11 protein-coding genes are annotated in these 13497 nt (G+C 68.3%); 7 read left to right on the top strand and 4 right to left on the bottom strand.

Annotation, left to right across the window (positions count from 1 at the left end; all coding sequences use genetic code 11):
- Positions 1-221, bottom strand: a 221-nt coding sequence (locus APZ21_RS11180; RefSeq protein WP_156370965.1) for a hypothetical protein, incomplete at its 3' end; no start/stop codon positions are given.
- 317 nt (positions 222-538) lie between these two features.
- Here APZ21_RS11180 and APZ21_RS11175 point away from each other — a divergent pair.
- From APZ21_RS11175 to tatB, 6 genes are all read left to right on the top strand, one after another.
- The gene (locus APZ21_RS11175) at positions 539-1966 is read left to right on the top strand and encodes a condensation domain-containing protein (protein ID WP_054813175.1); all 1428 of its coding nucleotides are present in this window, start codon (positions 539-541) and stop codon (positions 1964-1966) included.
- Positions 1963-3600 carry an MFS transporter gene (locus APZ21_RS11170; protein WP_054813174.1) on the top strand — a complete coding sequence of 546 codons (1638 nt, stop codon included), beginning with the start codon at positions 1963-1965 and terminating at the stop codon, positions 3598-3600. The genes APZ21_RS11175 and APZ21_RS11170 overlap by 4 nt, the downstream gene beginning before the upstream one ends.
- Positions 3597-5243 carry an ArnT family glycosyltransferase gene (locus APZ21_RS11165; RefSeq protein WP_054813173.1) on the top strand — a complete coding sequence of 549 codons (1647 nt, stop codon included), beginning with the start codon at positions 3597-3599 and terminating at the stop codon, positions 5241-5243. The genes APZ21_RS11170 and APZ21_RS11165 overlap by 4 nt, the downstream gene beginning before the upstream one ends.
- On the top strand, positions 5224-5514 hold the full coding sequence (locus tag APZ21_RS11160) for a hypothetical protein (protein WP_054813172.1): 291 nt from the start codon (positions 5224-5226) through the stop codon (positions 5512-5514). Before APZ21_RS11165 ends, APZ21_RS11160 begins: the two co-directional genes overlap by 20 nt.
- On the top strand, positions 5511-6530 hold the full coding sequence (locus APZ21_RS11155) for an alpha/beta hydrolase (protein ID WP_054813214.1): 1020 nt from the start codon (positions 5511-5513) through the stop codon (positions 6528-6530). The genes APZ21_RS11160 and APZ21_RS11155 overlap by 4 nt, the downstream gene beginning before the upstream one ends.
- 70 nt (positions 6531-6600) lie before the next feature.
- Positions 6601-7041 carry a Sec-independent protein translocase protein TatB gene (tatB, locus tag APZ21_RS36300; RefSeq protein WP_054813171.1) on the top strand — a complete coding sequence of 147 codons (441 nt, stop codon included), beginning with the start codon at positions 6601-6603 and terminating at the stop codon, positions 7039-7041.
- A gap of 78 nt (positions 7042-7119) precedes the next feature.
- Here the strand turns inward: tatB and tatC are convergent, their stop codons facing one another.
- The 3 genes from tatC to APZ21_RS11135 form a co-directional block, all read right to left on the bottom strand.
- On the bottom strand, positions 7120-8064 hold the full coding sequence (gene tatC, locus APZ21_RS11145) for a twin-arginine translocase subunit TatC (RefSeq protein ID WP_054813170.1): 945 nt from the start codon (positions 8062-8064) through the stop codon (positions 7120-7122).
- A gap of 70 nt (positions 8065-8134) precedes the next feature.
- Positions 8135-9961 carry an acyl-CoA dehydrogenase gene (locus tag APZ21_RS11140; protein WP_054813169.1) on the bottom strand — a complete coding sequence of 609 codons (1827 nt, stop codon included), beginning with the start codon at positions 9959-9961 and terminating at the stop codon, positions 8135-8137.
- A 170-nt stretch (positions 9962-10131) separates the two neighbouring features.
- Positions 10132-11355 (bottom strand): oxygenase MpaB family protein, encoded by a 1224-nt coding sequence (locus APZ21_RS11135; protein ID WP_054813168.1) that lies wholly within the window; start codon positions 11353-11355, stop codon positions 10132-10134.
- A gap of 228 nt (positions 11356-11583) precedes the next feature.
- Between APZ21_RS11135 and APZ21_RS11130 the strand changes: the two genes are divergently transcribed.
- Positions 11584-13437: an AMP-dependent synthetase/ligase gene (locus APZ21_RS11130; RefSeq protein ID WP_054813167.1), complete on the top strand. Its 1854-nt coding sequence runs from the start codon at positions 11584-11586 to the stop codon at positions 13435-13437.
- Positions 13438-13497 lie beyond the last annotated feature (60 nt).

Here is a 13497-nt window from a genome sequence, read left to right as displayed (position 1 = left end):
TTGACGGTGATGGTGGTGTTCATGGCGGTGGAGAACACACCGACATCGAGTTCGCCCTTGGAGCCCTTGGCGATTTCGGCGATGTAGGAGCCGTCCGGCGATTTCGCCGCGATATTGCCCGCGAGCTGAACATCGCTCGCTCCCGGGGTTTTCGGCACGGGCGGTAGGGCCGCGACATCGCCCGCGGAATGGAACAGGATCGCGACCATAGCGCACACCACGGCCGAAATCCTTCTGCTACCCCGGTCGCGTCCAACCGCGAGGAATACCATCTCCGACACCCCTTGTCGCCCATTCGCTTGCCGTGCGCTCAAACTATGGGGTGATAGCAAGGGGGACAACGTATTCCTATACACGTTGGGCTGTTGACCAGTGCCCGCGCAGCACCGCTCTGGGGGCGGTCACAAGATTCTCGGGAGTACTGGTTCCCCCTGCTCCGGTCACGTTAACTCGTCATCGTGATACCGGGCGGTACTACCTCCCGGAGCGCCGACTGTTGTGCAGGATATTTCCCTGCCGCATGAATTGAGGGCATTCCGTGATCGGTTTCGGCTTTTTCGACGAGTGGCATCCCGAGGCGGGCAGGCTCATCGCGTGGTCTGCCACGTCGCGATGCCGGGCGGCGGCGGCGCCGGCCGCGGCGCATCCGGTGCCGCCGTCGCATCAGCAGGAGGAATACCTGCGCGCGGCCTTCCGCAACGCGGGCAGGAACGGTCGCGGATCGCGACTGTGCATGATGGCCTTCGACCTGCCCGGCGCGCCCGATCACGCGGCCATGACCGGCGCCGTGAACACGTTCCTGCGCAGGCACGACACCTTCTCGAGTTGGTTCGCGGTCGGCGCCGACGAACAGGTGGTGCGGCACACCTTCGACCCCGCACTCATCGAGTTCGCGCCCGCGGACCACGGCGCCTTCGGCGATGCCGAATCCATGCGCGAGCACATCCAGGCGACGACGCCGGGCCCGCTGGAATGGGATTGCTTCTCCTTCGGAATCATCACGCGCCCGGGAAGTTTCACCGTCTACGCGGTCGTCGACCATCTGCACACCGACGGCGTCGCCCAGGCGGTCACCTTCCTCGACCTGTTCGCGCTCTATTCCGGCCACGCCGCGGGCAACGAACCGGTGCTGGTCCCGGTCGACGGACATATCGGATACTGCGAGCGCGAGCGCGCCCGCAGCGCGGCGCTGACCTCGCACACCCCGCAGGTGCGCCGGTGGCTGGACCTCCTGGTGCGCAACGGTGGCGATCTGCCGTCGTTCCCGCTGCCGCTCGGCCTCACCGGACAGGGTTTCGGTCGCGGCGGACAGTTGACCATCCCCCTGCTGACCGAACCCGAAGCGCTGCGCTTCGAACGGATCTGCGCCGAACACGGCGGGCGATTCCTCGGCGGGATATTCGCCACCATCGCCCTCACCGAATCCCTGATCACCGGCCGCGACTGGTATTTCGGGCTGACACCGGCCAGTACCCGAGGCACCGCGGGGGAGGCGGCATCGGTCGGCTGGTACACGAGCCTGGTTCCGGTGGCCTTCGATATCGCCGCGGGCGCGGGCGGCTCCTTCACCGCGCTGGTGGCGGGGGCGCAGGAAGCAGTTGACAGCGCCAAGGAATTGAGCGACGTGTCGGTGCATCGGGTGCTGCAACTGGTGCCGCCGCACATGCGGATCAGGACCAGACCGGGTTGGTCGGCGCCGATGGTGTCGTATCTGGACGCGCGCAAGATCGCCGGTGTGTCGCAGTTCGGCGCGGTCAATGGCGGGCTCTACGCCAATCGCGTCAGTTCCAGCGAGGTCTACATGTGGGTCAACAGGTTTCCCGAGGCAACCACGGCGACGCTGTTCTTCCCCGACACCGCCGAGGCCAACGAGTCGGTGCGACGCTATGTCGCGACGCTGACCTCGGTGTTCGACGCCATCACCGAGACAGGCGATTTCATCGCCGTCGTGGAGGCGTTGTCGTGAGTGAACCGGGTTCGCCCGCGCTCGCGGCGGACCCGCCGATCTCCGCTCGCTCGGCCGCCGGTGTCCTGGCGGGCTGTCTCGTCGCGGTCTTCATGCAGATGCTCGATATGACGATGGTCAATACCGCGTTGCCCGTCATGACCGCGGATCTGGGCGCGCGGGATTCGAATCAGCTGCTCATCGCCGCCGCCTACAGCATGGCCTTCGCGTGCGGGCTGTTGCCCGCCGCTCGTGTCGGCGACACGGTCGGGCGGCGGCGGGTCTACCTGACGGGTATGGCCGCGTTGCAGGCGGCGTCGCTCTGCTCGGCCGTGGCGAACGGGCCGTGGGAGATGGTCGCCGCGCGCGGGGCGCAGGGGCTGTGCGCCGCGTTCGTCTCGGCCCAGACCCTCGCCGTCATCGCCGCGACCTTCGACCGATCGCGTCAACCCCTGGTGTTCGGACTCTACGGCGCGACCGCCGGACTCGCGGCCATCGCGGGCCCGCTGCTCGGCGGGGTGCTGGTCGCGGCCGATCCACTGGATCTGGGCTGGCGGGCCGTGTTCTTGGTCAATATTCCGCTGGGGTTGGTGGCGTTGACCTGCATGGGGCGGAGCCTGCCCGCCGACGCGCCCGCCGCGAGCCCGCGACTCGATCGGCTCGGGGCCGCGCTGTCGACACTGATCCTGCTCGGCGTGCTGTATCCGGTGACCCGCGGTACGGAAAGCGGGTGGACGCTCGCGTCGTCGGCGATGATCGCGACCGCGACCGCGCTGGCCGTGGTCTTCGTCGGATATCAACGGCGGGTGCGGGCGGCGGGCGGTGTCCCGCTGTTGCGGCTGGATTTGTTCGCCGACCGCGGTTTCGCCGTCGGCGCGGTCCTCATGCTGCTGTTCTCCGCCATGCTCGCGGGCTTGCCGCTGGTCATCTCGGTATTCCTCCAGACCGGACTCGGCCTGTCGGCCGCGCGCACCGGCGCGATGATCGCGCCGTATGCCCTGGCCGCCGCCGTGGGCGCGGTGACATCGCCGATGCTGATGTCGCGGTTCGGATACCGCACCCTCACCGCGGGGATGGCGCTGTTCGCCGTGTCGATCGCCGTGATCGCGCTCCTGCTCGACCCGGCCTCGGGGCGACTCGATCTCGCCGCGCTGGCCGTGCCGGTGGCGCTCGCCGGTCTCGGCATGGGCTGGTTCGCGGCGCCGCTGCCCTCGGTGATGATCGCCGACATCGATCCCGCGGCCTCGGGCGCCGCCTCGGGCACGGTGCCGACCATTCAGCAGATCGGCAGTGCGATCGGCCCCGCCGCGTTCGGCGCGGTCCTGTTCACCGCGGTCTCCGCGCGGGCGCCCGACGGCGTCGCGGACGCCTCGGCCCGGCTGACCCAGCGCGTCTCCGCCGCTGCCGGTGTGGCCTCGTCCGTCGGCGATTTCGCGCATTGCGCCCGCACGGCCCTGGCCGCGCCGGCGCACATTCTGAACGAAACGACGTGCGCGACAGCCGATCCCACTCTGGGTGCGGCGGTCGACAGCGCGGCCCGCGTCGCCGCCGCCCACACCTATACCGCTGCTTTCACCACCGTGTTGTGGATCATCGCGGCCCTGGCCACCGTGTCGGCCGCGGTGACCCTGGCCCTACCGCAGGAGCGAGGATGACGACCCGACAGTCGCCGCCGACCACGCATCGTTCAGCCGGCGAGCAGGACGCGCCGTCGCCGAGGGAGGGCACCGTCTCGGACCGCGCGGGCGGTCTCCCGTCGGACCTCGCCGGTGATGCCGACGGCGGCGCCGAACGCCCCGGATCGCCCGCGTCCGGTCTCATCGCGTTGATCGCCACCGTGGCCGGACTGTTCGTCCTGGTGCGAGCGCCGCGATATCCCTTCTTCGGTGACGAACTCTATTTTCTCGCCGCGGGCAGGCGACCCGCGCTGACCTATCTCGATCAGGGACCGTTCGTTCCGCTGCTGGCGCGGCTGGCCGATTCGATCGCCCCGAATTCCCTACTGGTGCTGCGCTTTCCGGCGGTGTTGGCCGGTGTCGCCGCCATCGTCGTCACGGCGGCGATCGCGCGTGAGTTCGGCGGCGGGAAGAGGGCGCAGGTACTGGCCGCGCTCGCCTACGCGACGTGTCCGTTCTTCGTCTCACAGACCGCGTCGCTGTCCACCTTCGCTTTCGACGCCACCCTCGCGGCGACCGTGCTGTGGTTGCTTGTGCGCTGGACGCGGACCCGGCGGGACCACCTGCTCGCCGCGACGGCTGTGGTGCTGATGCTCGACCTCCAGGTGAAGTGGTCGGCTCCGGTGCTCGTGTTCGGGATATTCGTCGGGATCGCGGCGGTGGGACCGCGGATTCTGCTGCGCGCCCCCGCACTGTGGTGGTGGACGGTGGCGGCGTCGGCGACGGCGCTGCCCGCGCTGCTGTGGCAGGCCGGACACGGATGGCCGCAGTTGGCGATGGGCGCGGTGATCCGCGACGAACAACGCGCCGCGACCGGCGGCGGTCTCGGGCCGGCGATGCAGATGCCCATCCTGGCCGGACTGCTCGGCACCGTGCTCGGCGTGTGGGGTTGCTCGGCGATAGTGCGCGACAGGGTATTCCGCGATCACCGATGGCTGGTGATCGCGCTGGTCGTGCAACTGGCGTTCGTCTTCGGTACCAGCACCCGCCCGTATTTCGTCGCCGGATTCTTCCCGGCGATCTTCGCCGCGGGCGCGGTGGCCGCTGTCGCGGCCGTCCGCTCTCGGGTGTGGAGCGCCCTCGCCGCCGCCGTGGCCGTTGCGGGCGCGGCCATCGCGATCGGCACCGTACTGGCCTTGCCGCGACCGCTGTCGTCGCTGCACACGCCGAGCGGTGACGCACACGCCCTCTACGGTCGGCTGCGCACCTACGGCACCGCCGGATGGCCGCGACTGATCGACGCGGTCGACACGGCCTACCGCGGACTCGACGAATCCGACCGCCGCGGCGCGGTGCTCGTCACCGACAGCTACTGGCAGGCAGGCGCCCTGGAGCAGATGCGGCGACCCGACTGGCCCGCCGTGTACAGCCCCAATCGCGGTTTCGCCGAATTCGGTCCGCCACCCGATTCCGACGGCGTGGTCATCTACGTCGCGCCCGCGAGCCGCGAATCCACCCTGCGCGGCGTCTTCGGCCTGGTGGAACCGGTTGTGACGCTGGATGATCCGCTCGGCTTCCCGGGGATCGACCGCCATGTCGTGGTCTGGCGCTGCGAGCGCCCGTCGCAGCCGTGGCAAGCGGTCTGGCCCGAACTGACCCGGTATGAACTCGACAACGGCTGAGCTCATCGAGACCCGCGGCCGGACCCGCGCGGGCGAAGACGAAAGGACCGACGTGGCCATCGAGAACCGTGAACTGGTCGAGCTGAAGGATCAACGCGGCGTCTCGGTCGTCCTGCCCGCGCTCGACGAGCAGGACACCGTGGCCGCCGTGATCGAATCCATCGCCGGTCTGGTCGGCACCGTGGTCGACGAATTTGTCGTTCGCCGACCGTCCGCCCATGAACACACTGCTGTCCGTTCCGGCCCCCTGTCCGAAGGATGCATCCGATGATCCGCACTTCCCACCGGGCGCGCCTGCTGCTGGTCGCGCTGTCGATCATGGTCGCCGCCGCGTCCGCCCCCGCTTCGGCGCAGACCTCGGTGACCCTGCCGCCCGCCGCCGCGCCGGACGGCTCCTATCTGGAGGACGTCTCGGCCGACGGGAGGGGTTTCCTCGATGTCGGTGTGTTCTCCACCGCCATGAACACCACCATCACCGTCAAAATCCTGCCCGCACACGACACCACCCGACCCGCACCCACCCTCTACCTACTCAACGGAGCCAGCGGCGGCGACGCCGGATCCAGCTGGTTCGAACAAACCGACATCACCACCTTCTTCGCCGACAAACACGTCAACATCGTCATCCCCCTCGGCGGAGCAGGCTCCTACTTCACCGACTGGCACAACCCCGACCCCACCCTCGGACACCCCGCCTGGACCACCTTCCTCACCCGCGAACTACCCCCCATCATCGACACCGCCCTGCACACCACCACCGTCAACGCCATCGCGGGCATCTCCATGGCCGCCACCTCCGTATTCCAACTCGCCATCACCGCACCCGGCCTCTACAAAGCCATCGGCTCCTACTCAGGATGCGTCCGCACCAGCGACCCCCTCGGACACGCCATGGTCACCGCCGTCGTCGCCCGCTGGAACGGCAACGCCACCAACATGTGGGGACCACCCACCGACCCCGCCTGGACCGACAACGACCCCTACCTCAACGCCGACAAACTCCGCGGCACCACCATCTACATCTCCACCGGCACCGGAATACCCGGCCATCTGGACACCCTCCAAGCGGTGTCGGCCGATTCCGCCCAGCTGACCTGGCAACTGCTGATCGGCTCGCCGATGGAGTGGGTGATCTCCGCCTGCACGGCGCAGTTGCGTGACCGGTTGCAGCAGTTGAATATTCCGGCCGTAGTCGACATGCGTCCGACCGGAACGCATTCGTGGGGGTACTGGCGCGAGGACCTGCACAAGTCCTGGCCGGTGCTGGAGGCCGCACTGAATCGGTGACGCGTTGTGCAATGTCCAGTGTTGCGCGCACGCCCGATACCGCCGTCGAATCCGGCGTTAGCCTGAGAAAATGTTGGACGGCGTTGGCTGGAGCGAGCTGCTGATTCTGCTCGTCGCGGCATTGATCATTCTCGGACCGGAGCGACTACCTTCCGCGGTACGGTGGACCACTGACGCGGTGCGGCAGGCCCGCGATTATCTCAGCGGGGCAACCGCGCAACTGCGGGAGGAATTGGGACCGGAAGTAGAGGAATTCCGCAAACCCCTGGCGGAATTGCAGAAACTGCGGAATATGACTCCCCAGTCGGTCATAACCGACCATCTCCTCGACGGCGACACCTCGATCCAGGATGCCATCGACATGGTGACCGAACTGGCGATCCCCGAGCCGATCGACGTCTTCAACTACGGACTCGCGCGGCCGACCACGCCGGAACCCGTGACCTCCGATGCGGTGTCGCTGGACAAGGCGCCGACGGCGCTGCCGCCGATCGACCTCGACGCGACCTGAACCCGAACGGCGCGACCGCGCGTGACACCGAGACCGCCCGCGCCCCCAGGGGCGCGGGCGGTCTCGTCTTCGGCGCCGTCACCGTCGAGTGGCGCGGTGACGTCCGGTGCGCGCGGTCGACTCCACCGCTGCCGCGGTCGGATCGATCGGGGCGGGCGCCTCGATCGGGCCCGCCATGTTGTCGGGCAACGCCCGCAGGGCATCACGCGCCTGCCGTAGCCTGCGCCCGTCGTTGAATCGCGCGTACTGCACCGCCAATTCGAACAACACCGTCAAAGCCAACGCCAGGGCCAACATGGAGAACGGGTCCTGCGGCGTGACGACGGCCGCGAAGACGAAGAGTCCGAATACGATGCCGCGCCGCCACGCCTTGAGCCGTTCGTAGCTGAGCACCCCCGCCGCGTTCAGACCCGCGACCAGCAGCGGGGTTTCGAAGCTGACGCCGAAGATGACCAGCAACTGCACGACGAATCCGAAATACTGCGCGCCGCTCAGCGCGGTGATCTGCGCGTTGTCGCCGATCGTCAGCAGGAATCCGAGCGCGTGCGCGACCACGAGATAGGCCAGCGCCGCGCCGGTCACGAACAGCACGCTGCCAACACCGACGAAACCGACCGAATACCGGCGTTCCTTGCGGTAGAGGCCCGGGGTGATGAAGGCCCACAGCTGATACAGCCAGATCGGCGCGGCCAGTACCACCGCGGCGGTGAAGCCGACCTTCACCCGCAGCATGAATTGTTCGAACGGCGCGGTGGCGAGCAGCCTGCACGCGCCGTCGGGGGTCAGTGCGGCGCGCGCGCTGCTCGGCAACGCGCAATACGGCCGGGTGAGCAGGTCACCGAGAGTCGGCAGCCCGAATGCCGAATGCGCGTACCAGACGAATCCGACGACCGTGGTCACCGCGATCGCCGCCAATGATTTCAAGAGCCGGGTACGCAATTCGCGGAGATGTTCCACCAACGGCATGGCGCCGTGCGGATTCGCCCTACGCTTACCGATTCTGGGATCGAATTTAATTCGCATGAATCGCCTCGTTGTCGAGTGCACCGCGTACGGCGCGGTTTCCGCAGGGCTCGAATTACCCTAGCAATTGTCACCAGGCATTGTCGTCGAGTCGCATGATGTCGATATCGATATTTTCGAGCACCGTGCGAACGCCGGTCAGCAGCGGTAATTGATTGTGCGCGAACCAGGATGCGACGGCGACCTTGCCGGTGTAGAAATGCCGGTCCGATTCCGACGGGTCGCCGTCGAGGGCGGCCAGCGCGATCGCGGCCTGCGCCAACAGCCGCCAGCCGATGACCAGATCACCGACCGCGTGCAGGAAACGCACGCCCGCGAGTCCGACCTTGTACATCTGTTCCGGTTCGGTCTGCGCCGCGACGAGATAGCCGCTCAACGCCGCCATCATGGCCTGCACGTCGGCCAACGCCGAACCGAGTTGGCGCCGTTCGGCTTTCAGCCGGGAATCGGCGTCGTCGACGAAGGCGCGCACCCGGCCGATGACATGGTTGAAGGCGACCCCTTGATCGCGAACGATCTTGCGGAACAGGAAATCCTGGGACTGGATGGCGGTGGTGCCCTCGTAGAGGGAGTCGATCTTCAGGTCCCGCACGTACTGTTCGATGGGATAGTCCTGGAGATATCCGGAACCGCCGAAGGTCTGGAGGGATTCGGTGATGATCTCGTAGGCGCGTTCGGAGCCGACGCCCTTGACGATCGGTAGCAGCAGATCGTTCACGCGGGCGGCCGTATCGGCGTCCACGCCGAAGGCCCGGTGCGCCAACGCCTCGTCCTGGTAGGCGGCGCAGTAGCAGTACAGTGCGCGCAGGCCCTCGGCGTATGCCTTCTGCATGGCCAGACCGCGGCGCACGTCGGGATGGCGGATGATCGCGACTCGCGGCGCCGACTTGTCCATCATGCGGGTCATGTCCGCGCCCTGTACCCGGGTGCGCGCGTACTCGAGGGCGTGCAGATATCCGCTGGACAGGGTGCCGGTCGACATCGCACCGACTCCCATCCTGGCATTCTCGATGGCCTTGAACATCTGCGCGATGCCGTTGTGCGTCTCGCCGACCAGATGGCCGATCGCCGGACGCTCGCCCCCGAAGGTGAGTTCACAGGTCGGGGAGGATTTCAGTCCCATCTTGTGCTCGACGCCGGTGACGAATACGCCGTTGCGCTCGCCCAACTCCATTGTCGCGGTGTCGAACCGGAACTTGGGAACCACGAACAGCGACAGGCCCTTGGTGCCCGCGCCCGCGCCAATCGGACGCGCCAGGGTCAGGTGCAGGATGTTCTCGGCGGTCTCCCCCACGTCGCCGCCGGAGATGAACCGTTTCACGCCCTCGATGCGCCAGGTGCCGTCGGGCTCGGGAATGGCCTTGGTGCGCGCCATGCCCACATCCGAACCCGCGTCGGGTTCGGTGAGCACCATGGTGCCCGCCCAGCGCCGCGCCCACGCGTGCGCGGCCCAGCGCCGCTGTTCCACGGTGCCCTCCAGGTAGAGCACCGAATGCATGAGCGGTCCGAGATTGTAGAAGTGCGCGGTCGGATTCGCCGAGATCAGCAGTTCCTGGACGCACCAGCGCAACGGCGCCGGCGCGGGGACGCCGCCCATGCCCTCCGGTAGGCCGAGTGCCGACCAGCCCGCCTCGTTGATCGCCGCCACAGTCCGGCTCAGCGGCTCCGGCACCCGAACCCGGTGTTCGGCGGCGTCGAATTCCGCCGGATGGCGGTCGGCGTGTACGAAGGAGTCCGCGACCGGCCCCTGCGCGAGCTTCAGTACCTCGGCGAGTATGCCGCGCGCGGTCGCGGTGTCGAGGTCACCGTAGTGGCCTTCGTCGAGCAGCGCGCCGATATCCAGCACCTCGAAGAGGTTGAACTCCATATCGCGGAGGTCGGCTTTGAAATGGGTCATCCGGGTGTCTCCTTCTCGGGTGCCCCGGCTCGTCCTCGACGCGGGGCGTTGATGCGCCGCCCGGTGCGAGTTCGACCGGCTCGGCGCGCCGCCGCGATGGCGCGCGACGACGCCGCCGCGGCGATCGGACCGCGACGGTGTTTCGAGGCAGGTATTTCGGCCGCCGCTGATCAGGCGGCGTCGCCGATGTGCTGTGCGGCCCCTCCGATCCGGGCGGAATCGGCGCCGACGAGCGTGCGCAGGAAGGCTTCCTGCGCACGGCGGCCGCGGGCCGCCGCGCGATCGAGTCCGCCCGGCAGGGCGCGGGCGAGCACGCAGGCGGCCAGGTTGAACGGAATGCGCAGCAGGGGGTACCAGGGCAGCGTGAACGCGGGCAGGCCGAGCCTGCGCATGGCCGACGGCCCGAGGAAGGCGGCCGACATGGACAGGTGCTTGGCGCGGGCGATCCGGCCGCGCAGGCGCGCCATATTCGGGTAGTGCCAGCTCAGCGGGTCGTCGGCCATGGGAACGGCCAACTGCGGGGTGGTCTCGTCCGGGTTCGTGATGGCCGAAAGGCTGTGGTACAGAACGCGAACCGCGTCGCGGAAGCCGACGGGCAGATACCGTTCCTCCACCCCGATCAGCCATCCCACGTAGCGGGTGAGATGGGCGGCGGCGTCAAGATCCCGCGGGGTCGCGACCAGGCCGATGGCCAGACCGCCCGCGAAGGGCGCGATGAGCGCGCCGACCAGTGTCGCGGCCATATCGGTCTGATTGATCGGCAGTCCCCACTCCTGCGGCCGCCAGTCCGGCATCGCCGCGACGTGCCGCCGGACGAGGGCGTGGATGAACCGCACGTGTACCGTGGACTGGAAACCGCGCCCGCGCAGGGCCATTCCGCCGTCGGAGGTGACGTCCAGTGCCCACTGCAAGGTTTCGGCGAAGCGTTTGGCCGGCCCCTTCTCCAGTGCGCCGGTGCGGATCAGCGTCTTGTTGAAGCCCGAGGCCAGATAGCCGCCTAGAAAGGAGACGTCGCGGGCGATGTAGAGGCCGTCGGCGCCGCCGAGCTGGAAGACGCGTTCGGCGCGCGCGATCTTGTCCGGGTCCAGCCAGGGAGGCGGAGTCTCGATGCGCACGAAGAAATCGCGCAGCGGCCGCGGCGCCTCCGGTACGGCGTCGATGCCCTCGCGCAGGGCGCGATCGAACAGCGGTCGGGTCTGCGCCATCCCTTCGCGGTACATCCAGTCCACCAGTTCGTCCATGGGCGCGTCCCCGACGACGAGCGCCTCGCCCAGCGCGTCCCACTGTTCCGCACGGGGTTTACGCAGACCAAGGAGCAGCGCGAACGGGCGCAGTCCCGGGACACCGCGCGGGGAGCTCGGATGACGGAGCGGAATTGTTGCATCCCATGTCATGAACCGAAGATACCGATATTGTTACATTGGGTCAATGGTTCGGAGGGCGCCGCGGAGCGGTATCGCGACGCCGGTCACGGCTCATCGTCTAGAGATGGGAATTTCGTTGTCTCGCACGGAGGATCGGCGTCGAACCCGGGCATCGACACAAGCTGTCACCGAACCCGCCTTCGGCGAGCCTCGGCCGGGTTACCGTTCATTCGCGAATGAATGAATCGGGAGTGTTCCATGACGCAGCGTCGCGACCCCTTCGTTTCCTTCCGGCACAGCTCCGGCGTCCTCGTCCGCACTCTGCCGGAGGCGTTCCAGGCCACCGCGGCCCGCCACCCCGACGCCATCGCGCTACGCGGCTTCGACACCGACCGCACCTACACCTGGCGGCAGTACGCGACCGCGGTCGAGCGCATCGCCGCGGGACTCGCCACGCTCGCCCTGCATCCCGGTGACACCGTCGGTCTGCTGCTCACCAACCGACCCGAGTTCCACCTCGTCGACACCGCGGCACTGCATCTGGGGACCGTGCCGTTCTCGATCTACAACACCCTTCCCCCGGAACAGGTCGCCTACATCTGCACCAATGCCGCCAATCGCGTCATCGTCACCGAGAGGCAGTTCCTGCCGCTGATCCGGCGCACCGGTTTGCAGTTCGCCCACATCGTGTGCGTGGACGGTCCCGCGCCCGGCACGCTGTCCCTCGACCACCTCATGAAGCTGCGAACGCGCGGCTTCGACTTCCACACCGTCCATCACCGGGTCCGCCCCGACGACCTGGCGACCCTCACTTACACCTCCGGCACCACCGGAGCGCCGAAGGGCGTCGAACTCACCCACTCCAACATCCTGGCCCAGCTGGTCGGACTCGGCGACCACCTGCCCGCCGACCACACCGACCGCATCGTCTCCTACCTGCCCGCGGCCCACATCGCCGATCGCATCACCGCCCACTACGCCAACCTCGTGCGCGGTATCCAGGTCATCTCGTTGGCCGACCCGCACCGCATGGCCGACGCGCTCGTGCGAGTCCATCCCACGGTGGTCTTCGGCGTCCCGCGCGTCTGGCAGAAGACACACGCCGCCATCGCGACCGCCGTGGAGTCCGCGCCGCCGAGCGCCACCGCCCGACTCGGGCGCTGGGCGCTGCGCGTGGCCGACGAGCGCGCGGGCACGGAGATGGCCGGGCAGCGGCCCGCTACCGCGCTGCGCCTGCGTCACCGGGTCGCCGATCTGCTGGTGCTGTCGCGCATCCGTCGCCGAATCGGTTTGGACGAACTGCGTTTCGCCGCATCCGGCGCGGCCCCCATTCCGGTGCGGACGCTGCGGTTCTTCCACGGGCTCGGAATTCCGCTCACGGAGGTGTGGGGTCTGTCGGAGGCGGCGGGGGTCAGCACGACCACAACCAACCCCAATCCGGCGCTCGGGTCGGTCGGCAAACCGATTCGCGGCGCGGAGGTCGAACTCGCCGCCGACGGGGAGATCCTGGTGCGCGGACCGATGGTCATGCGCGGTTACCACAACGACCCGCGCCGCACCGAATCCGCCTTCGGCAACTCCGATTGGCTGCACACCGGCGATCTCGGCACCGTCGATCGCGACGGCAACCTGCGCATCATCGGCCGCAAATCCGAGATGCTGATCAATGATTCGGGCAAGAACATCGCCCCGGGCGCCATCGAGAACGCGATCAAGGCGACTTCGTTCCTCATCGGCCACGTCATGGCCGTCGGCGACACGCGCGCCTATCTCACCGCCCTGATCACCCTCGACATCGCCGCCATCGCCGCCGACGCCGAGGCCAATGGCGTCGTCGCCGCGGATGTCGCGCTCCTGGCCGCCCGCCCCCGCATTCGCGAACTCGTCGCCGAGGCGGTCCGCGCGGGCAATGCCACGGTCTCGCGCCCCGAACAGATCAAACGCTTCACCATTCTCGACCACGTCTGGGAGCCGGGCGATCCCGAACTCACCCCCAAGATGTCGCTGCGCCGCACCGTCATCACCCGCCGCTACGCCGGACTCATCGACGCCCTGTACGCCGACCCGCCCGGCCCCGACGTCGTCGAGCTCGCGTCACCGCGCTCGCGCTGAGCCGACCCGCCGACTAAGTTAGGCCGCGTTCACATTTTCTATCCGATATCGGAGTACGAG

It is taken from the genome of Nocardia arizonensis (assembly GCF_001310275.1).
Lineage (GTDB): Bacteria > Actinomycetota > Actinomycetes > Mycobacteriales > Mycobacteriaceae > Nocardia > Nocardia arizonensis.
This window is presented reverse-complemented; position numbering and strand designations above follow the sequence as displayed.